Raw genomic sequence first — 17813 nt, forward strand, 5'->3', positions numbered from 1 at the left:
GAAAGACAGAGGGCTACCCAGGCCACGGTTCTGCGTACGTCCGCTGTGCCTACCACCAGCGAGGTCAGGCTCATGGACGTACGACGGGGAATACTGGAGCACATGGACGAACAGCCCGAATCCGCCACCGAGCCCCTGGACCCCGGCCGGCCGCTGGACCAGCGTTCCGAGCTGAGCGAGTTCCTGCGCACCCGGCGGGCCCGGCTGAAGCCGGAGGACGTCGGGCTGCCGGACTTCGGGCGGCACCGCAGGGTGCCCGGGCTGCGGCGCGAGGAGCTGGCGCAGCTGGCCGGGGTGTCGGTGGCGTATTACACACGCCTGGAACAGGGCAACGGGCGAAACGTGTCGGCGGAGGTCCTCGACGCGATCGCCCGCGCGCTGCGCCTGAGCGACGCCGAGTCCTCGCACCTCACCCACCTGGCGAAGCCGAAGCAGCACAAGAAGAAGTCGTCGACACCGGCCCAGCACGTGCGGGGGCCGCTGCGGCAGCTGCTCGACACGATCGACACGGTCCCGGCGTACATCTCGGGCCGCCGCACGGACATCCTGGTGTGGAACAGGATGGCCGCGGCCGTCTTCGGAGACTGGTCCGAGCTCCCGCCGCAGGAGCGGAACTGGGCGCGGCTGGTGTTCCTGCGGCCCGAGTACCGGGACCTGTTCGTGGAGTGGGAGCAGAAGGCGGCGGACATCGTCAGCGTGCTGCGGATGGACGCGGGCTACTGCCCGGACGACCCGCGACTGTCCGCGCTGGTGGGCGAACTCTCCGTGAAGAGCGCGGAGTTCAGACGACTGTGGGCGACCCACGACGTCAAGGAGAAGAACTACGGCGTCAAGCGCCTCCTGCATCCGCTGGTCGGCGAACTCACCCTGCACTTCGAGGGTTTCCGCCTGGCGGACGGTTCCGATCAGATCCTCGTCACCTACCACGCGGAACCGGGCTCCCCGTCCGCCGACGCCCTCCGCCTGCTGGCGAGCTGGGGCACGGACGCGACCCGCGCGGGCACCGCGTCGGCCGACCGCCCCGGCCTCACTCCGTGACGCCGAGGTCGGCCCGCATCAGCCGCCGCATCGCGGTCAGCCGGGGCTCGGCCTCCTTCAGGTCGAGCATGATCTGCTCGGCGCTCTCGCCGTCCCGCGTCAGCCCCCGGTCGAGCCGTTTCACGGCGGCGTCGGCGGCCACGAGGACCTCGTTGACCGCTCGTGACGCGTCCAGGACGCGTTCGGGTACGACCATCTGCGCCTCGGCGTAGCGGTCCCGGTGGTCGCGGCGCGCCTCTTCCAGCTGATCGCGTTCCCGTTCCGTGTAGACGCCGTCGCGGATGCGGTGCAGGGCGTCCTTGAGGAGCGTATGAAAGTGCCGCGAGGACCGGTTCATCGCCGTGTACGCGTCCCGACGCTCCTCGAACAGCCTTCTGCGCTCGGCGACTTGGGCGTCCTCGGCCCGTTGCCGGGCGGTGAGGCGCTGGCTGAGGACGGGCGCGAAGAGCGTACCGAGCACACCGACGACGGCGGTGATCATGGCGGTGACGGCGGCGGACATGCGGTGACCCTACGGCCCCCGGGTACTTCGATGTCACCCCTGGTACGGCGGCATCGATCCCCAGCTCCACCGCGGCACCGGCTGTTCCGCCGGCGGCTGGGCGTCCGGGCCGGAGAAGTACACGGCCAGCCGCGTGCCCCACTCCACGTAGGCGACAAATGCCGAGCGGAACTCCGCGTCCGTCGGGAGGCCCGCGTCGTCCGCGGCGTCCTGGACGAGGTTGACCCAGCGGCGGCGCTGGGGCTCGGTGATGTGCTTGCCGAAGTGTTTGGCGACCATGTGGCCGTGGCCGCCCTGGGTCTCGGAGTAGGCCGCCGGGCCGCCGAAGACCTCGGCCAGCCAGAGGGCGACGTGCGCGGCGTGCGCGGGCGCGAGGTCGGCGAAGAGGGGGGCGAGGAGGTCGTCCTTGAGCACCTTGTCGTAGAAGACCTCGGTCAGCTGGGAGAAGGCGTCCGCGCCGCCCGCCCAGTCGTACAGGGTGGGGACGGCGGACCCGTCGCCCCGCACCTCGGTCGGCCGGTAGTGGCGCATCTCCTCGATGTCCTCCACGTACGGGCCGATCTCCGCGAGGAACGGCGGGAACAGCTCCGACCTGCGGAAGCCCTCCAGGTGCGCCTCGGTGGACGTCCAGGTGATGCGGAGGATGAAGGACTCGGGGTCCTCCTCGCAGCGGGACAGTTCGTACGTCTCGCACTGCGGTGCCGCGGCCAGTTGGCGTGCGGCGCGGGTGTAGGCGGCCAGGAACTCCGCCGACCGCTGCTCGGGGATGCGGTACCGGATGTACTCGACGGTCTGGGCTGTCATGGGGCCACAGAAACACGAACGGCCCGCCGGAAGCTGCACATCCGGCGGGCCGTTCGCTGTCGGCCTACTCAGGTACTAGCGGTTCACTTGGCGTAGTACGCGTTGTAGATCGAGATCGTCGACTTGTTGCCCTTCTTGTCGGCGATCTTGGCGTGGAAGGAGATGGCCTTGCCCTTGGCCGGGTTGGTGACGGTGATCTTGCCGTTGACCACAGGGATCTTCTTCCAGGTCTGGCCGTAGTCGTACGACACCCACACGCCGAGCGACTTGAGGTTGCGGCCGGCCGCCGCGCCCTCGACGGTGACCGGGAAGGTCACCTTCTTGCCGGCCTCGACGCGGCTGTCCAGGCCGGTGACCGCGTGGAAACGGGCCGTGGAGACCGGGAGTTGGGCGACGGTGGAACCGGACGGCTTCTTCGAGGAGAACGTCCAGCTCGCGTCGATCCGGGTGGAGGCGGCGGCGATCTTGACGCTGCGGATGACCGAAGTGGTCAGCTTGTACGAGGCGTTGGCGGCCGGGACCTTGAACGTCTCCCCGCCGAACAGCGGGTCCTTGTTGGAGCCGACCTTGGTGCCGTTGCGGTACAGGGTCGTGTTGACCGAGGTGAACGTCGACGAGCCCGGGTTGCCCTGGGAGTCGGCGAACAGCGGCACCAGCCCGAGGATTTCGTTGCCGCTGCGGAACACGCCGTAGTCGGCGGTCAGATGCGGGCCGAAGACCGCCGTGTTGAAGGTCTTGGAGTAGGTCTGGCCCGCCTTGAAGGTCTGCAGGTCGTTCGTTGTGTAGTAGGCCTCGGTGATCGGGAAGCCGTCCGCGTCGAGCCCGCCGTCCTGCTCGAACTCCAGCCCCCACTGCACCCCGTTGATGGTGGAGACGTGCAGCGTGCGGGTGCCGGGCAGCTTCTGCGGGACGCTGGTGGCGGAGCCGCCGATGCCGTTCGGCAGATAGCCGAAGGCGGCCACCGAACCCGTCTTGCCGCTCGCCGCGGCGCCCATGCGGGTCTTCACCGTGGCGAGTTCGGTCGCCTTGTAGTGCTTGGTGTAGCCGGTGGCGAGCTGCTTGACCTTGGCCGCGGTGGTGGTGTCGTACTGCTCGTCGGTGCCCTTGACGAAGTGGGCGTCCCACTGCTCGGTCAGCGAACCGTCGGTGATCTGCGGGCCGAGGTGCGCAGAGCGGAAGTTGACGAATGTGTCCAGGAACCAGGTGAAGCCGACGCCCCCGTCGGACGTGTCGACCTCGTACCCCGGTGCCGCGAAGGCGGACACGGCACCGGTGTCCGGCACCGTGATGTCGACCGGCTTGGCCGTGCGGGCGTCGATCGTGACCGAGGTGTTCTTGCTGATGTCCAGCTTGGGCTGGGCGAGCCAGTCGGCGCCCTTGGTGAAGTCCTCCGGGTCCACGAAGATCCCGGTGTCGAGGACGTAACCGCCCTTGGGGACACGGACCTTGACGGTGCCCGAGGCGTCGTAGGGGCTGAAGAACTCGCCGTTGCCGAGGCCGGAGATGCCCGCCACCGAGGCGCTGTAGTAGGTGGCCGGGGTGCCGTCACGGTTGATGAACTTCAGTGTCAGGTCGTACGACTGCACCTCGCGCACCACGGCCGCGGCCGTACGGACGCTCTGTCCGCCGCCCGTCGCCGTCACATACGCGGAGTAGGCGCCGTCGAGCGTGCCGCCGAGCTTGGTGTTGACGGTCAGGCCGACCGAGGCCTTGCCGCCGGCCGGGACCGTCACCTTCGTGGCGCCCAGCTTGAAGAAGCCCGCGGGAGCCGTGTGGCCCTTCGGGTCGGTGGCCGCCGCGGTGAGGCTGAGGGTGACGTCCGTGGTGCCGAGGTTGCGATAGGTGAGCTGCTTGGTGACCGGGGTGTCGTCGGTGTGCGGCCACTGCTGGACGCCGAAGCTCACCGACACCGGGTCGGCGATGACGCTCTGCTTGATGGCCTTGTCGACGGCGATACGGCCCGAACCCTGCTGGAACGGCGTGTACTTGCCGCCCTTCGCGGAGCCGGTCAGCGCGCCCTTCAGCTCGGCGTACCCCCACGTGGGGTGCTCCTGCTTGAGGATCGCGGCGGCACCGGCGACGTGCGGGGTCGCCATCGACGTACCCGAAATGGTCAGGTAGCCGGGCGGGTTCTCGCCGACCTCCTTGTCGATGACGCTGCCCGGAGCCGCGGCGGCGGTGATGTCGACGCCGGGCGCGGTGACGTCCGGCTTGATGGCGCCGTCGCCGACGCGCGGGCCGGTGGAGGAGAAGTCGGCGAGCTTGTCGTTGCCGTCGACGGCGCCGACGGTGATGGCCGCGTCCGCGCTGCCGGGCGAACCGATCGACTCCGGGCCCTCGTTGCCCGCGGCGATCGCGAACAGGATGCCCTTCTCGGCGGAGAGCTTGTTGACCTCCGCCTCCAACGGGTCGATCTCCGGGGTGTCCTGGCCGCCCAGGCTGAGGTTGACGATGTCGGCGCCCTCCGCGGCCGCCCACTCCATGCCGGCGAGGATGCCGGAGTCGTCACCGGAACCGTTGTCGTCGAGGACCTTGCCGTTGAGGATCTTCGCGCCGGGCGCGACCCCCTTGTACTTGCCGTGCGACATGGCGCCGGTGCCCGCCGCGATGGACGCGACGTGCGTGCCGTGACCGAAGTGGTCGTTCGCGTCGGCGGCCGTGGAGAAGTTCTTGGACTCGATCACCTGGGTCTTCAGGTCCGGGTGGTCGGCGTCGACTCCGGTGTCCAGTACGGCGATCTTGACGCCCTTGCCGTCGTAGCCGGCCGCCCACGCCTTCGGGGCGCCGATCTGCGGCACGGACTTGTCGAGGCTGGCCCTGCGGACGCCGTCGAGCCAGACGTGCGCGATCCCGGAAGCGGTCTTGTCGCCGTTGGTGACGGCGGCCCACAGCTCGGGCGCGTCCTGCTGCGGGGTCTGGACGGCGTCGGCGTTCAGGGTCTTCAGGGACCGGCGCAGCGTGCCCGCGTCCCGGACGTCGGCCTTGGTGGCGGTGGCGGCGCCCTGGTAGCCGACGATGACCTTCAGGCCGGCCTTCTGGGAGGCGCGCTCGGCGGACCTGCCGAGTTCGGTGATGTCGAAGAGCCGCTGGTCGAGCTTGCCGGTCGCGACGAGGCGGGCCGCGTCGGCGGGTATGACGAGCGTGTGCCCGGCGATCTTCCGCACCTGAACGGGTATGTGCTGACGGCCCTTTGCGGGCTCGAGGCCCACGACCCGGCCCTTGGCGTCGACGGTGACGCGGTCGCCGGTGATCAGGGTCAGATGATGTTCGCCGGCCAGCCGGGCCTGCGCGGCACCGGCCGTTCGCAGCGCGGAGCCGGTCGAACTCCGCCCGCTCGGTTCGGACTTCGCCGACGCCGGGCTGGTCATGCCCGCGGCGAGGGCGACGGCGGCGGCCGTGGCGACACCGGCCGCGCACGCTCTCTTCACTTGTCTGCGCAAGACTCCCCCTGGAGCTCAGGTACCGGGCGAATTCCCCATTCACCCGGCCGGGGGAAGGTTCGCACACCTGCGCGCACACCCCCCGGAACACGAAGTATGCCGAGGGGTGATCAACCGCTCAAGAGATGAGAGGAGGGTAAGAGGGCACGGCCGGAGAATGTTACGGGCCCGCGTGAACTCCGTTACCCAGTCGCCGGGTTCACCCCGCGAGAACTCCGCTAAGGAGTCTCCGGCCCCACCGAACTCCCTTGTACCGCACAGGAGTTACTTGGACCCCGCGTTCTCCTTCACCGTGATCCTGCCCTTGCGGATGGTGGCCAGACGCGGGGCCTTCTTCGCGATGGCGGAGTCGTGGGTGACCATGATGAAGGTCAGCCCGTGCTCCTTCCACATGCGCTCCAGTACGTCCATGATCTCGTCGCGCATCGACTCGTCGAGGTTGCCGGTCGGCTCGTCGGCCAGCAGCACCTTGGGCTGCTTGACGAGCGCGCGGGCGATGGCGACACGCTGCTGCTGTCCTCCGGACATCTCGCCGGGGAGGTGGCCGAGCCGCTCGCCGAGACCGACCGAGACCAGCGCGTCGGCGGCGCGCTGGCGGCGCTCCTTCGTCTTCACGCCCAGCGGTACGAGGGCGGTCTCGACGTTCTCCTGCGCGGTGAGCGTCGGGATCAGGTTGAAGGACTGGAACACGAAGCCGATGTTCTCGCTGCGGACCTTGGTGAGCTTGGCCTCCGACAGCTTCGCCAAGTCGACGCCGTCCAGGACGATTTCGCCCGCGGTGGGGCGGTCGAGGGCGCCGATCATCTGGAGCAGGGTGGACTTGCCGCCGCCGGTCGGCCCCTGGATGACCAGGCGGTCGCCGTCGCCGATGGTGAGGTCGATGCCGTCGAGGGCGTGGACGGTCTCCTTGCCGCGCGAGTAGAGCTTGGTGACGCCTCTGAGTTCGTACATTCGTGCAACTCCTGGGGAAGTAAAGGGGGTTGGGGCCCGTCCGGTGCGACGGGCCCCAGTGCCGGGCGGTGACTGCCGTGACTGCCGTACCGGAGCGGGCTACTCGACGCGCCGCAGCGCGTCCGCCGGGCGGAGGCGGGAGGCGCGCCAGCCGCCGAAAGCGCCGGCGATCAGGCCGCCGGCGACGGCGAGGCCGACCGCGAGGCCGATGGTGGTGGCGTTGACGGGCGCGGTGAGCGCGACGTCGAGCGTCTTGGCCGCGGCCTGCCGGCCGGGACCGCCGAAGCCGCCGCCACCGGGGCCGCCCGCGCGGGCGCCGCCACCGGCAGAGTTGCCGAGGGAGGCCGAGAGGGTGGGGCTGATCGCGGTCACGACGTACGCGCCCGCCAGGCCGAGCGCGATACCGAGGACGCCACCGACCAGACCGTTGACGATGGCCTCGCCGACCACCTGCCTGGTCACCCGGCCCGACTTCCAGCCGAGCGCCTTCAGCGTGCCGAACTCCCGCACCCGGCGGGAGACCGCCGAGGAGGTGAGCAGACCGGCGACCAGGAACGCGGCGATCAGCACCGCGATCGACAGCCACTTGCCGACGCTGGTGGCGAGGGAGGAGGCGGTGGACAGGGACCCGGAGACGGTGTCCGCCAGGTCGGCGGAGGTGGTGACCGTCGTACCCGAGACATTGCTGGTGATGGTCTTCTTGACGGCCGAGATCTGCTTGGAGTCGGTCGCCTTGACGTAGATCGTGGTGACCTTGTTCTTGTCACCGCTCAGGGTCTGCGCCTGCGTCAGCGGGATGTACAGGTTGGCCGCGGCGTCCCCGCTGGTCGCGGTGGCGATCCCGATGACCTTGTACTTGACGCTCTTGATCGTGACCGTGGACCCGACCTTGAGCTTCTTCTCCTTGGCGTACGCCGAGTCGGCGACGACGACCTTCGCGTTGGTCTCGGAGGTGGTGAAGGTACGGCCGCTGGTGATCTTCGAGGAGGTCAGCGGGCCGAGCGCGGGCTTGGTGACGTCCGTGCCGTAGACCGTGTACGCGTTGATGTTGAAGTTGGCACCACCGCCGGTGACTTCGCCCTGCGGCGCCCCGGTGCCGCCGCCCTGCCGGTTGCCGCCGCCGGTGCCGCTCCCCTGGTTCTGCTGGAACTGGCCGCGGGTGAACTGGCCGTCGACCTTGACGACGTTGAGGCTGAGCCCGCCGACGGCGTCGGACACCCCCTTCTGTCCCGCGACCTTGGTGACGGTGGTGGAGGCCAGCGTCGTGAAGCCCTGGACCATGACGCGGTCACTGCTCTGCGTCTTGCTGTCGTCGTTGTTGTTGGCGTCGAACTGGAACCGCGGCTGCTGCGAGCTGCTCGCGCTGGCCGTGGCCGCCTTGGTGACGGTCATGTCCGTGCCGAGTCCGTACAGCGACTGGAGGACCTTGTCCTGCGCCTTCCCCATGCCGGAGGACACGGAGTTGACCACGATGACCAGCGCAATGCCCAGTGCGAGGCCGGAGGCGACGACGAGGGCCGCTTTTCTGCGGCGGCGCAACTCGCGCCTCAGGTAGGTGAAGAACATGGCCCGCAAGCTAGGTACAGCGCGTGATGATGCCATAAGGCCGACATAAGAGAACGATGAGAAGGCTGTCCGTGGACAAAGAATGAACCTCGGCGGGGCTGTCAACAAAGGCCCGGGACAACCCATTTCGCAGCACTTTCGGAGGCGCGAGGCACGGCGCGCCGATAGATTCCCGGAATGACACGAATTCCCAGCTCAAGAGGCCCGGAACTCGACCTCGACGGCATCGAGGAACTGTGCTCGGCCGCCACGCCGGGCCCTTGGTTCGTCAGGAGTCTCGACGACGACTACGCCATGAACCTCGTCGCGGTGAGTACGGCCGGGGACACCGGCCTGGGCGAGCGGTGGCCCGAGTTCGACCAGGGCGAGCTGATCGCGGCCACGCTGATCCAACATCCCCGGTACGTGGACTGCGCCGACGGGCGCTGGGACGAGAACGCGGCGTTCATCGCGACGGCCAGAGAGGCAGTTCCTCAACTGGTCGAGGAAGTCAGGCGTCTTCGGGCTCTGCTCGACTCCTGAGCAGGCACCACACCGTCTTCCGGTCCGCCGCCTGCTCCACGCCCCACCGCATCGCCAGTGCGTCGAGAAGAGCCATGCCGCGGCCGTGTTCGTCCGTCGTCGCGGCGCGGAGGAGGACAGGCAGCGCGCGGGCATTCGGGTCGGTGACCTCGACCCGCGTGTGACCGTCGTCCGTGCCCAGCACTCGCACAGTCACCGGAGTCCCTTCCCCGACGTGGTCGATCACGTTCGTCACCAACTCCGTTGCGCAGAGGCGGACTTCGTAGGTGTGGTGGCGGAGGTGGTGACGCAGTTCCGGTACGGCCTTGGGTGTGGCGAGCAGGCGGAGTTCTACGGTCATCGTCGCGCCGCCTCGCGGAGAACGGCGGCGAGTTCACGGGCCGTGGCGGTGTTGCAGTTCCCGAGCGCGACGAGGCCGGCGGCCAGGATGTCCACGCCGAGGGAGGGGAGCGTGATGCCGTGCAGGCCGAGGGCCTCGCGGAGTTCCTCCACGCAGAGGGTCGTGTCGTAGGGGTCGGACATGAACGGGTGCCTCCTGTGCGCTCTGTGACGAACTCCTCACAGAGTGGCGTTCCGCTGGCTACCGTAAAAGAGGTTTCGCGTTCGCGACCGGGGCAGCGGAGGAGGTCAACTGGTGGCACGGGGCAAGGACATCGACGGTTCGATGAGCGTTCCGACCTTCTACGGCAAGGAGTTGCGGTGGAAGAGGGAGGAGGCGGGGCTGTCGTTGGATGCGTTCCTGGAGGGCAGCTTCTACGGCAAGACGTACCTCAGCGACATCGAGCACGGGGAGCGGAGGATGCCGCTGGATCTGGCTCAGCATGCGGATCGGAAACTGGGGACCGACGGGTTCTTCGAGCGGCACTGTGAGGATGTGCGGAAGGCGCGGAGGGGGCCGCATGCGGCGTACTTCGAGAAGGCTCTGGAGGCGGAGAAGTACGCCGAGTCCATCGAGTTGTGGTCTCCCATCATTCTGCCGGGCCTCCTCCAAACCGCTCCGTACGCAAGGGCGTTGGTCCGGGCGACCCATCCGGCCGCCTCCGACGAGTGGGTCGAGGCGAAAGTAACGGCCCGTATCGACCGTGCCCGCCTCTTCGAGGACGACCACACCACTCCGGAGTACTGGGCGGTCCTGCACGAGTCACTTCTCACCGACCCGGTGATCTCGCCTCAGGAGATGGCCGAACAGCTGTGCCAAATCGTGGAGTTGGCGGAACGGCGTCGAATCACTCCGCAAATCATTCCGCGGACATGCGGGGCGTATCCCCTGAAGGCCGCCTCCATCATGGTCATGACCTTCCCGGACGCCCCACCGTTGATCTACACCGAGGCGTCGTACAGCGGTGACACCATCGACGATCCAGCCCTCGTGAAGCAGTACCGCAAGGCATACGATCGGCTCAGGGCCGTCGCACTGTCACCGGAGGCGTCCCTGGCGATGATCAAGGCAGCGGCAGAGGAACACCGAAATGGCAAGCAGCGGGACCGACTTGAGTAGTGCGCTCTGGCTCAAGAGCAGCTACAGCAACGGTGACGGCGGAGAATGCGTCGAGGTCGCCCACAACCTCCCCGGCCTCGCCCCCGTCCGCGACTCCAAGACCGCCCCCCACGGCCCCACCCTCATCCTCACCGCCTCCGCCTGGACCCCCTTCATCACCGCCCTCCAAAAAGTGTGACACCCACCCCCCAAACCGTCACACTTTTACAAAGCAGGCCCCGCGCTCCAGCTCAGTAGAAGGCCCCTAGGTTGGCTGACGTGAGTGCCCAACGGCGGGGTTACAGGTACGTCGGACCGGCGGAACCGAGGGCTGCGGTCCGGGCCGGTTCCGGTGGGCGCCTGATCAGTTCGAAGGCCGACTTCAGCGGGTGGATCGGTGAGCGGTCGGCGGCGGAGATGGCCGAACCGTTCACCTACGTCATCGGCATGGACGGTGCGCTTCGACTGGCCCCGCGACGAAGTGAGCACGTGACCTGTGCCGGCGGAGACAAGGTTCTGAGCGCCGGCGAGATCACCTTCGTACGCGCGGTGGACCAGTGGACCGTGAGCGAGGTCAGCAACCAGTCCACCGGGTACTGCCCGGACACCACTTCCTGGCCGGCAGTCGCCCGCGCTCTGGACGACGTGGAACTCGTGCGGCCCTCCGGTTTCACCCACGCGGTGGTCTTCCGGCGGTGCCCCGAGTGCCAGGAACACAACATCGTGCGCGAGGACGACTTCGTCTGCGTCTTCTGCGACAGCGACCTGCCCGCAGCCTGGAACGTGGATCCCACCGAGTGACAGCCGGAGGACCAAGTCGGGCTTGCTGCGGACGCCGTAGCCGGTATCGTCGTAGACGAAGAACGAGCCCCCGACACGGCCGGAATCCGTGACAGGGGCTCCAGCTCACCCAGGAGCTTGGTGGGAGGCCCCTAGTACTGCGAGGGGTCTCCCGCTACCTGCTGAGCCACCAGAGCCACCACCGCCTCACATGCTTGGCCCACTTCTCCGGCAGCAACCGGGTGAGCCGACACACGAGAGTCGGTTACGGCTTGGCATGACGTCCCATAGGGTGCGCCTCCCTTTCCATAGGGAGGCGGCCTTTTTTCTTTACCCGGAACCGCCCCGCTTCGGGCCGGGCCCCGAGGAGAGGGGCCCGGAACAAGGGAGGCGCACCCGAGGTACGTCACGTTCCGTATGCTACCGCCAACTCTCCGCCCCCAGGCGCCACTTCAGTTCCGCAACGCAAAAGGCGGCCACCCCCACCCAGGGGCAACCGCCTTCAAGCGAACCGGAGTTGGCAGATCGGGTCGGATCAGACCGCCGACCCCGCCTTCCACTGCGCCCAGTCCATGTTCCAGCCGTTGAGGCCGTTGTCGGGGGCCACGGTCTTGTCACCCGTGTTGGAGATGACGACGACGTCACCCACGATCGAGTTGTTGTAGAACCAGGCGGCCGGCATGTTCTTGTCGCCCGCGCCCTTCACGTCCTGGAGGCCCACACAGCCGTGGCTGGTGTTGACGCTGCCGAAGACGGACGGCGAGCCCCAGTAGTTGCCGTGGATGAACGTGCCGGAGCTGGTGAGGCGGATGGCGTGGGGGACGTCCTTGATGTCGTACTCGCCCTTGCCGTCGTCGTCGGTGAACCCGACCGTCGCGCCGTTCATCCGGGTCTGGACGAACTTCTCGGACATCACCATCTGGCCGTTGTACGTGGTGTGTTCGGGGGAACCGGCCGAGATCGGGATGGTCTTGACGACCTTGCCGTCCTGCTCCACCTTCATCTGCTTCGACTTCGCGTCGACGTACGAGACCTGGTTGCGGCCGATGTGGAAGGTGACCGTCTTCTGCTGCACGCCGTAGACCCCGGAGGCGCCCTCGACACCGTCGAGCGCGAGCTTCAGCGTGACGGTGGAGTTCTCCTTCCAGTAGTCCTCGGGGCGGCAGTCCATGCGCTGGGTGTTGAACCAGTGGCAGACGACCTCCTGGCCGCTGCTGGAGGTGACGGTGACGCCCTTCTGGACAGCGGCCTTGTTGGTGATCGCCTTGTTGAAGTTGATCGAGACCGGCATACCGACGCCGACCGTGGAACCGTCCTCGGGAGTGAAGTTCCCTATGAAGCTGTTGGCCGGGGAGACCGTGGTGAAGGAGGCGTTCTCGTGGGCGGCGAGGCCGGCGGAGTCCTTCGCCGTGGCCGCGACCTTGTACGTCGTGGAGCGCTCCAGCTGGGCGCTGGGCTTCCAGCTGAGCTTGTCGGCGGAGATGGTGCCCGCGACGGCCGTACCGTCCGCGGTCGTCATCGTCACGGCCGTGAGCGTGCCCTTGCTGACCGTGACGGTCGCCGAGTTGTTGATGGAGGCGTTGTCCGAACCGTCCGCCGGTGTGATCTTGATCTGCGCCTGGGACGACTTCTTCGCCGCCGCCTCGTCGGCCTTCGACTGTGAGCTCTGGCTCGAGTCGCTGCCGGAGGACTTGTCGTCGCTGCCGGAACACGCCGTGAGCACAAGCACACCGCCGAGCAGTGCGGACGCGGCCACAAGACCCCTGCGCCGCTTACTGTCCGTCATCACACGCTTCTCCATCGTTGCCGAATCACCAAAAACCCGAGCGCCCCGTTGAACAGTTTTCTCAACAGTTCTTAAGAAACCAACGCTACGACTGGTGCGTCCCGTTCCGCTTACCCACTATCTGTGGGGCACACCACGTCCACCGTGACGCCCGGAACCACTGAGACGACGAAACCCCGGACAGCGGTTGCCGCCCGGGGTCTCTCGGTCCCGCGCACGGCTCAGCCGACCACTGCCGTCCCGTCTGCTTCCTCATCGCCGTCGACATCATCCTCGTCGAGGTCCCAATCCGGCGAATCCGGGTCGTAGTCGATCTCCTCACTGCTCCATGAGGCCTGGGCCAGTTCGACCCCGGGCATCTCGCCGACCAGGTCGAACGGGTCCACGAGATAGGCGAGGGCCTCGGCGGTGTCTTCCGTCACAGCGCTCTCGGCGTGCACCCGTTCGTCACCGGGCAGTTCCGGATCGTCGGCGATCTTGGCCAGCGCGGCCTTGGTCACGGCGTCCTCGTTCTCGACTTCAAGAACGAGTTCGACACGAAGGCGTACAAAACGTGATGTCTCTGGAGTGCTCATGCCGGGAGCGTACGGCCCACAGCTCCCACGACTTTCCCACGACCCGCAGAGTTCATTAGCATCGCTCCACACGGCCAATTCGCCAGCGCCACAAGGGGATCGATATTCCGTGTCAACCGCTCGCCGAACGATGCTGACCGCCACCGCCGCGGGCACCCTGCTGGGCGCCCTGTGGTTCGTCCCCTCCGCCAACGCGACGGTGACCGACCAGGTGAGAGTGGGGACTTCGGCGACGCCAACCTCCCAGGTCACCCAGCAGGCCAGGGTGACCTCGTCGGCGGTCACCACCTACTCGGACGACACCCAACTCGCCGACACCGGAAGCCCGGACACCACGCCCTACATCGTCGGCGGGACCATTTTCCTCGGTCTCGGCGCCGGTTTCGTGGCGTATTCGGTGCGGCGGGAGCGCCTCGGGTTTTAAGTTGCTTGACTCATCCTTGACTCAAGCTTCATAGTCCGCTCATGAAGAGATCATCGGGCATACGGCTGTGCGTCACCGTCGCGGTGGGCGCACTGTCGCTGGCCCTCATCACCGGCTGCTCCGACGGCGGTTCGGACACCGCGAAGAGCGACGACGCCAAGAGCAACACCGAAGGCACCACCAAGAACTCCGCGAAGGCGCTCAGCGCCGCCGAGTTGCAGAAGCTGGCCCTCGCGAAGGGTGATGTCACCGGCTACGAGGTCGGGTCGGTCGGCAAGACGTACCCCGCGACCAAGAGCGCCGTCACCGTCGACAAGGCGCAGTGCCGCCCGCTGGCCTGGGCGATGGCCGGGCAGGCGCCGGGCGACGCGGCAACGGCCACCAACAGGATGGTCACCGAGGCGAAGAAGACCTCCGCCACCCCGTCCAAGTCCGTGGAGGACCTGAGCGAGGAGGAGTTCGACGACGCGTTCGGTGCCGCGCTGGACCGCACCACCACCGTCGTCGGACTGTCGTCGTACGACGGCGACGGCGCCGAGAAGACGTTCAAGACCATCTCCGACGCGGTCAGGACCTGCGCCGGCGGCTTCACCCTCCTCCCCGGCTCCGACGGCACCAAGTACACCGGCGTCGCGGCCGAGAAGGCCTCGAACTCCGGCGACGAGTCGGTGGCGTTCGGCGCGAGCGCCGTGATGGAGGACACCGGCGGCAAGACGGGCACCGTGCACACCGAGGTGGTGCGGCACGGCAACACCCTCGTCACGTACTACACGGTCAACCTCGGCGCCCTGATGACGCAGAAGGCCTACGCCATCCCGGCCGCGGTGGTCACCGCCCAGTCCGCCAAGCTGAAGTGACGTACGGGGCCCGGCCGTTGCCACAGCCGGGCCCCAACTCACCTACCGCAACGGCCCGGTGACCTTCTCCACGGCCTCCACCACGAGCCCGTCGCGCACGAACGCCTCCGCCGCGGCGAGGTCGGGAGACAGGAAGCGGTCCGGCCCCGGACCCTCAACCCCCGCCGCCCGCACGGCATCGATGACCGCGCGGGACGCAGGCGCCGGAGCCAGCCCCTCGCGCAGCTCCACGGCACGCGTGGCCGCGTACAGCTCGACGGCGATGATCCGGGTGAGGTTGCCGACGGCGGTACGCAGCTTGCGCGCGGCCGACCACCCCATGGAGACATGGTCCTCCTGCATGGCGGAGGACGGAATCGAGTCGGCAGAGGCAGGCACGGCCAGCCGCTTCATCTCGCTCACCAGCGCGGCCTGCGTGTACTGGGCGATCATCAGCCCGGAGTCGACACCGGCGTCGTCGGCGAGGAACGGCGGCAGCCCGTGCGAGCGGTTCTTGTCGAGCAGCCGGTCGGTACGCCGCTCGGCGACAGAACCGAGGTCGGCCGCGGCGATGGCGAGAAAGTCGAGGACGTAAGCCACCGGCGCGCCATGGAAGTTGCCGTTGGACTCGACCCGACCGTCAGGCAGCACAACGGGGTTGTCGACAGCCGACGCCAACTCCCGCTCCGCAACGAGCCGGGCGTGCGCGATGGTGTCCCGCCCCGCACCCGCGACCTGCGGAGCACACCGCACCGAATACGCGTCCTGAACCCGGGGCGCACCGTCCTGGTGATGCCCGGTGAGCTCCGAACCGTCAAGCACGGCAAGCATGTTGGCGGCACTCGCGGCCTGCCCGGGATGCGGCCGGATGGCGTGCAGCTCGGGCGCGAGCACCTTGTCGGTACCGAGCAGCGCCTCCAAACTCAACGCTGCCGTAACGTCGGCGGACTTGTAGAGCATGTCCAGATCGGCGAGCGCCATGACCAGCATCCCAAGCATCCCGTCGGTGCCATTGAGAAGGGCGAGCCCCTCCTTCTCACGCAGCTCGACAGGCACGATCCCGGCCTCCGCCAGCAGCTCACCGGCGGGCCGCACAACCCCATCGGGCCCCTCGGCGTCACCCTCCCCCATCAACGTCAGGGCGCAGTGCGAGAGCGGGGCGAGGTCGCCGGAGCACCCGAGGGAGCCGTACTCGTGGACGACGGGGGTGATCCCGGCGTTCAGCACATCGGCCATGGTCTGCGCGACCTCGGGCCGCACACCGGTATGCCCCGAGCAGACGGTCTTGAGCCGCAGGAACATCAAGGCCCGAACGACCTCCCGCTCCACCCGCGGCCCCATCCCGGCGGCGTGCGAGCGAACGATGTTGCGCTGCAACTGGGCCCGCAGCTCCGGGCTGATGTGCCGGGACGCCAGCGCCCCGAACCCGGTACTCACGCCGTACACGGGCTCCGGCTTGGCCGCGAGCGCGTCCACGATCTCCCGCGCCGCGGCGAGCGCCACGAGGGCCTCACCCGAGAGCTCGATCCGGGCGCCTCCACGCGCCACGGCAAGAACGTCGGACGCGGTGACCCCCGACGTCCCCACCACCACAGTGTGCATATCCATATTCAGGAGCGTACGCATTGAATGCCACAGTGTCACTACCGGGTACCCACTTAGACCCTTACAGATAGGTCACTGGGCACCCCGGGACGCCCGTCAGCCGCGTACGGCGCGAAGGTGCCGTGCCGGGGGGGGTGTCCACCCGCAGCGGTTGGCACGTCAACGCGCTCCCCTTCCTGCGAGACCGATTCCGCGCCGTTCCGAGGACGGACGCCCCCCGACACGGCACCGACCCACAACGAACCGCACGCGCCGCCCCGCCCCATCACGCCCGCCGCCCCCGGAACCGCCGCCGCTCGGCAGGCATCTCCGGCGTAGGGGAGTCGGCAAGCCGCACCACCGGATCGTCCGGACCGCCACGCCCGGCAACCACCGGCCGGTCCGCGCGCAGCGCCTTCGCCCGATACTGAGCAGCGTCCGCAAGCCGGAACAACCGACGGCCGGACCGAACCACCCCGATCGGATCCTCGGTAGAGGCGACCCCGCAGGCGACCCCCTCCCCCAGCTCCAACTCGGCGGCACGGCGGCACAGTTCACCCGCGGCGTCGACCACCTCGTCGGCAGGCGGCCCGACCGCGAGCAGACAGAACTCGTCCCCGCCGAGCCGCGCGGCCAGCGCGCCCGGCAGCATCGCCCCGCACAGCGACAGCACCGACCCGAACCGTTCGAGCAGCCGGTCACCGACCGCGTGCCCCTGGGTGTCGTTGACGCGCTTGAGCCCATTCAAATCACACACGACCAGACTGACCACGACCCCGTCCCGCCGATGCCGCTCGACCGCCTCGTCGAGCCGTACGTCCACGGCCCGCCGGTTGGCGAGCCCGGTGAGCGCGTCCGTGAACGCCAGCCGCCGCGCCTCCTCCAGCCGCTCGGTCTGCGCGATCCCGGCCGCGACGACGGAGGCCAGCACGGTCGCGAAGTCGGCGTCACCCCGGTCGAACACGGCCGCACCGACCGGCCGCGCCACATACAGCTCGCCCCAGGCCCGCCCGTGCAGCACGATCGGGGCGACCACACAACAGCCACGCCTACGACGCCGTAGCGCCGCCACGCGCTGGTGGCAGTAGCCGGGACTGCCCGCGGCCGGCCCCTCGGCGGTCTCGACCCAGGCGTTGGGTTCGCCGCCCCCGGCCCACCGCTCGTGCAGGAACTCGGTGATCTCCGGGAACTGGTGCACCGGATAGGTCTCGCCGTCCGGAAACTCCTCCTCGCCCGCCGCCCGCTCCCCCACGTTGACGAGGACCCGCAGCCGCCCCAGCTCCCGCTCCCACACCGACAGCGCGGCGAAACTCCCGTCCAGCGCCCGGCACGCCCCGGCCGCCGCCGCCCGCCAGGACTCGCGCGGGGTGTGCGCAGCCGCCATCCCCTGCGCCAGCTCCACCACGGCAGCCAGCCGCCTGTCCTCACCCATCACTCCAGGCTAGGGAGTTTTGGTGCATACCGGGACATTGATGCGGCGAACAGGTGTCGGGGGGTGAGGGACTAGAGGTTGACGCCGGGCGCGTTG

General features: G+C 68.6%; 18 protein-coding genes. 7 read left to right on the forward strand and 11 right to left on the reverse strand.

Features of this window, described 5'->3' with window-relative positions:
- The first annotated feature begins 102 nt into the window (after nucleotides 1-102).
- On the forward strand, nucleotides 103-1038 hold the full coding sequence (locus ACFXC1_RS17210) for a helix-turn-helix domain-containing protein (RefSeq protein ID WP_381243478.1): 936 nt from the start codon (nucleotides 103-105) through the stop codon (nucleotides 1036-1038).
- Here the strand turns inward: ACFXC1_RS17210 and ACFXC1_RS17215 are convergent.
- From ACFXC1_RS17215 to ACFXC1_RS17235, 5 genes are all read right to left on the reverse strand, one after another.
- On the reverse strand, nucleotides 1028-1540 hold the full coding sequence (locus tag ACFXC1_RS17215; RefSeq protein ID WP_381243480.1) for a hypothetical protein: 513 nt from the start codon (nucleotides 1538-1540) through the stop codon (nucleotides 1028-1030). The genes ACFXC1_RS17210 and ACFXC1_RS17215 overlap by 11 nt on opposite strands.
- Nucleotides 1541-1573: 33 nt before the next feature.
- Complete coding sequence (locus ACFXC1_RS17220; protein WP_381243482.1) at nucleotides 1574-2344, reverse strand: group II truncated hemoglobin; 771 nt, start codon at nucleotides 2342-2344, stop codon at nucleotides 1574-1576.
- An 83-nt stretch (nucleotides 2345-2427) separates the two neighbouring features.
- Entirely contained in the window at nucleotides 2428-5772 is a 3345-nt protein-coding gene (locus ACFXC1_RS17225) for a S8 family peptidase (RefSeq protein WP_381243484.1), read from the reverse strand.
- Between the two features lie 276 nt (nucleotides 5773-6048).
- Complete coding sequence (locus tag ACFXC1_RS17230; RefSeq protein ID WP_381243486.1) at nucleotides 6049-6735, reverse strand: ABC transporter ATP-binding protein; 687 nt, start codon at nucleotides 6733-6735, stop codon at nucleotides 6049-6051.
- 99 nt (nucleotides 6736-6834) lie between these two features.
- A complete protein-coding gene (locus ACFXC1_RS17235) occupies nucleotides 6835-8301 on the reverse strand; it encodes an ABC transporter permease (protein ID WP_381243488.1) in 1467 nt (488 codons plus the stop codon).
- Nucleotides 8302-8478: 177 nt separating this feature from the next.
- Here ACFXC1_RS17235 and ACFXC1_RS17240 point away from each other — a divergent pair, with 177 nt between their 5' ends.
- Entirely contained in the window at nucleotides 8479-8823 is a 345-nt protein-coding gene (locus tag ACFXC1_RS17240) for a hypothetical protein (RefSeq protein ID WP_381243490.1), read from the forward strand.
- Here ACFXC1_RS17240 and ACFXC1_RS17245 read toward each other — a convergent pair.
- On the reverse strand, nucleotides 8792-9163 hold the full coding sequence (locus tag ACFXC1_RS17245) for an ATP-binding protein (RefSeq protein ID WP_381243492.1): 372 nt from the start codon (nucleotides 9161-9163) through the stop codon (nucleotides 8792-8794). The genes ACFXC1_RS17240 and ACFXC1_RS17245 overlap by 32 nt on opposite strands.
- A complete protein-coding gene (locus tag ACFXC1_RS17250; RefSeq protein WP_381243494.1) occupies nucleotides 9160-9345 on the reverse strand; it encodes a hypothetical protein in 186 nt (61 codons plus the stop codon). The genes ACFXC1_RS17245 and ACFXC1_RS17250 overlap by 4 nt, the downstream gene beginning before the upstream one ends.
- A gap of 112 nt (nucleotides 9346-9457) precedes the next feature.
- Here ACFXC1_RS17250 and ACFXC1_RS17255 point away from each other — a divergent pair, with 112 nt between their 5' ends.
- The 3 genes from ACFXC1_RS17255 to ACFXC1_RS17265 all read left to right on the forward strand — a co-directional run bounded on the left by ACFXC1_RS17255 (nucleotide 9458) and on the right by ACFXC1_RS17265 (nucleotide 11101).
- The gene (locus tag ACFXC1_RS17255) at nucleotides 9458-10321 is read left to right on the forward strand and encodes a helix-turn-helix domain-containing protein (RefSeq protein ID WP_381243496.1); all 864 of its coding nucleotides are present in this window, start codon (nucleotides 9458-9460) and stop codon (nucleotides 10319-10321) included.
- Nucleotides 10293-10499 (forward strand): DUF397 domain-containing protein, encoded by a 207-nt coding sequence (locus tag ACFXC1_RS17260; protein ID WP_381243498.1) that lies wholly within the window; start codon nucleotides 10293-10295, stop codon nucleotides 10497-10499. Before ACFXC1_RS17255 ends, ACFXC1_RS17260 begins: the two co-directional genes overlap by 29 nt.
- Before the next feature lie 80 nt (nucleotides 10500-10579).
- A complete protein-coding gene (locus tag ACFXC1_RS17265; RefSeq protein WP_381243500.1) occupies nucleotides 10580-11101 on the forward strand; it encodes a hypothetical protein in 522 nt (173 codons plus the stop codon).
- 514 nt (nucleotides 11102-11615) lie between these two features.
- Here ACFXC1_RS17265 and ACFXC1_RS17270 read toward each other — a convergent pair.
- Together ACFXC1_RS17270 and ACFXC1_RS17275 are read right to left on the reverse strand one after the other, a co-directional pair.
- On the reverse strand, nucleotides 11616-12866 hold the full coding sequence (locus ACFXC1_RS17270; protein ID WP_381243502.1) for a L,D-transpeptidase: 1251 nt from the start codon (nucleotides 12864-12866) through the stop codon (nucleotides 11616-11618).
- A gap of 221 nt (nucleotides 12867-13087) precedes the next feature.
- On the reverse strand, nucleotides 13088-13441 hold the full coding sequence (locus ACFXC1_RS17275) for a hypothetical protein (protein WP_200712146.1): 354 nt from the start codon (nucleotides 13439-13441) through the stop codon (nucleotides 13088-13090).
- 130 nt (nucleotides 13442-13571) lie between these two features.
- On the opposite strand from ACFXC1_RS17275, the gene ACFXC1_RS17280 reads away from it, so the two are divergent.
- Both ACFXC1_RS17280 and ACFXC1_RS17285 read left to right on the forward strand, forming a co-directional pair.
- A complete protein-coding gene (locus ACFXC1_RS17280) occupies nucleotides 13572-13865 on the forward strand; it encodes an LAETG motif-containing sortase-dependent surface protein (protein ID WP_381243563.1) in 294 nt (97 codons plus the stop codon).
- 41 nt (nucleotides 13866-13906) lie between these two features.
- Nucleotides 13907-14722: a hypothetical protein gene (locus ACFXC1_RS17285; protein WP_381243504.1), complete on the forward strand. Its 816-nt coding sequence runs from the start codon at nucleotides 13907-13909 to the stop codon at nucleotides 14720-14722.
- Between the two features lie 42 nt (nucleotides 14723-14764).
- On the opposite strand, the gene hutH is transcribed toward ACFXC1_RS17285, so the two are convergent.
- Both hutH and ACFXC1_RS17295 read right to left on the reverse strand, forming a co-directional pair.
- Nucleotides 14765-16303, reverse strand: a complete 1539-nt coding sequence (hutH, locus tag ACFXC1_RS17290) for a histidine ammonia-lyase (RefSeq protein ID WP_381243565.1) — start codon at nucleotides 16301-16303, stop codon at nucleotides 14765-14767.
- A gap of 268 nt (nucleotides 16304-16571) precedes the next feature.
- Nucleotides 16572-17717, reverse strand: coding sequence for a GGDEF domain-containing protein (locus ACFXC1_RS17295; RefSeq protein ID WP_381243506.1), 1146 nt, complete (start codon nucleotides 17715-17717; stop codon nucleotides 16572-16574).
- Nucleotides 17718-17813 lie beyond the last annotated feature (96 nt).

The sequence above is a fragment of the Streptomyces hokutonensis genome (assembly GCF_042751305.1).
GTDB lineage: Bacteria > Actinomycetota > Actinomycetes > Streptomycetales > Streptomycetaceae > Streptomyces > Streptomyces hokutonensis_A.

Bases quoted from the DNA above. Each gene is read 5' to 3' on its own strand.
- ACFXC1_RS17210 (WP_381243478.1), top strand. From the start codon at position 103: ATGGACGAACAGCCCGAATCCGCCACCGAGCCCCTGGACCCCGGCCGG.
- ACFXC1_RS17215 (WP_381243480.1), bottom strand. From the start codon at position 1,540: ATGTCCGCCGCCGTCACCGCCATGATCACCGCCGTCGTCGGTGTGCTC.
- ACFXC1_RS17220 (WP_381243482.1), bottom strand. From the start codon at position 2,344: ATGACAGCCCAGACCGTCGAGTACATCCGGTACCGCATCCCCGAGCAG.
- ACFXC1_RS17230 (WP_381243486.1), bottom strand. From the start codon at position 6,735: ATGTACGAACTCAGAGGCGTCACCAAGCTCTACTCGCGCGGCAAGGAG.
- ACFXC1_RS17235 (WP_381243488.1), bottom strand. From the start codon at position 8,301: ATGTTCTTCACCTACCTGAGGCGCGAGTTGCGCCGCCGCAGAAAAGCG.
- ACFXC1_RS17240 (WP_381243490.1), top strand. From the start codon at position 8,479: ATGACACGAATTCCCAGCTCAAGAGGCCCGGAACTCGACCTCGACGGC.
- ACFXC1_RS17245 (WP_381243492.1), bottom strand. From the start codon at position 9,163: ATGACCGTAGAACTCCGCCTGCTCGCCACACCCAAGGCCGTACCGGAA.
- ACFXC1_RS17250 (WP_381243494.1), bottom strand. From the start codon at position 9,345: ATGTCCGACCCCTACGACACGACCCTCTGCGTGGAGGAACTCCGCGAG.
- ACFXC1_RS17260 (WP_381243498.1), top strand. From the start codon at position 10,293: ATGGCAAGCAGCGGGACCGACTTGAGTAGTGCGCTCTGGCTCAAGAGC.
- ACFXC1_RS17270 (WP_381243502.1), bottom strand. From the start codon at position 12,866: ATGACGGACAGTAAGCGGCGCAGGGGTCTTGTGGCCGCGTCCGCACTG.
- ACFXC1_RS17275 (WP_200712146.1), bottom strand. From the start codon at position 13,441: ATGAGCACTCCAGAGACATCACGTTTTGTACGCCTTCGTGTCGAACTC.
- ACFXC1_RS17280 (WP_381243563.1), top strand. From the start codon at position 13,572: ATGCTGACCGCCACCGCCGCGGGCACCCTGCTGGGCGCCCTGTGGTTC.
- ACFXC1_RS17285 (WP_381243504.1), top strand. From the start codon at position 13,907: ATGAAGAGATCATCGGGCATACGGCTGTGCGTCACCGTCGCGGTGGGC.
- hutH (WP_381243565.1), bottom strand. From the start codon at position 16,303: ATGCACACTGTGGTGGTGGGGACGTCGGGGGTCACCGCGTCCGACGTT.
- ACFXC1_RS17295 (WP_381243506.1), bottom strand. From the start codon at position 17,717: ATGGGTGAGGACAGGCGGCTGGCTGCCGTGGTGGAGCTGGCGCAGGGG.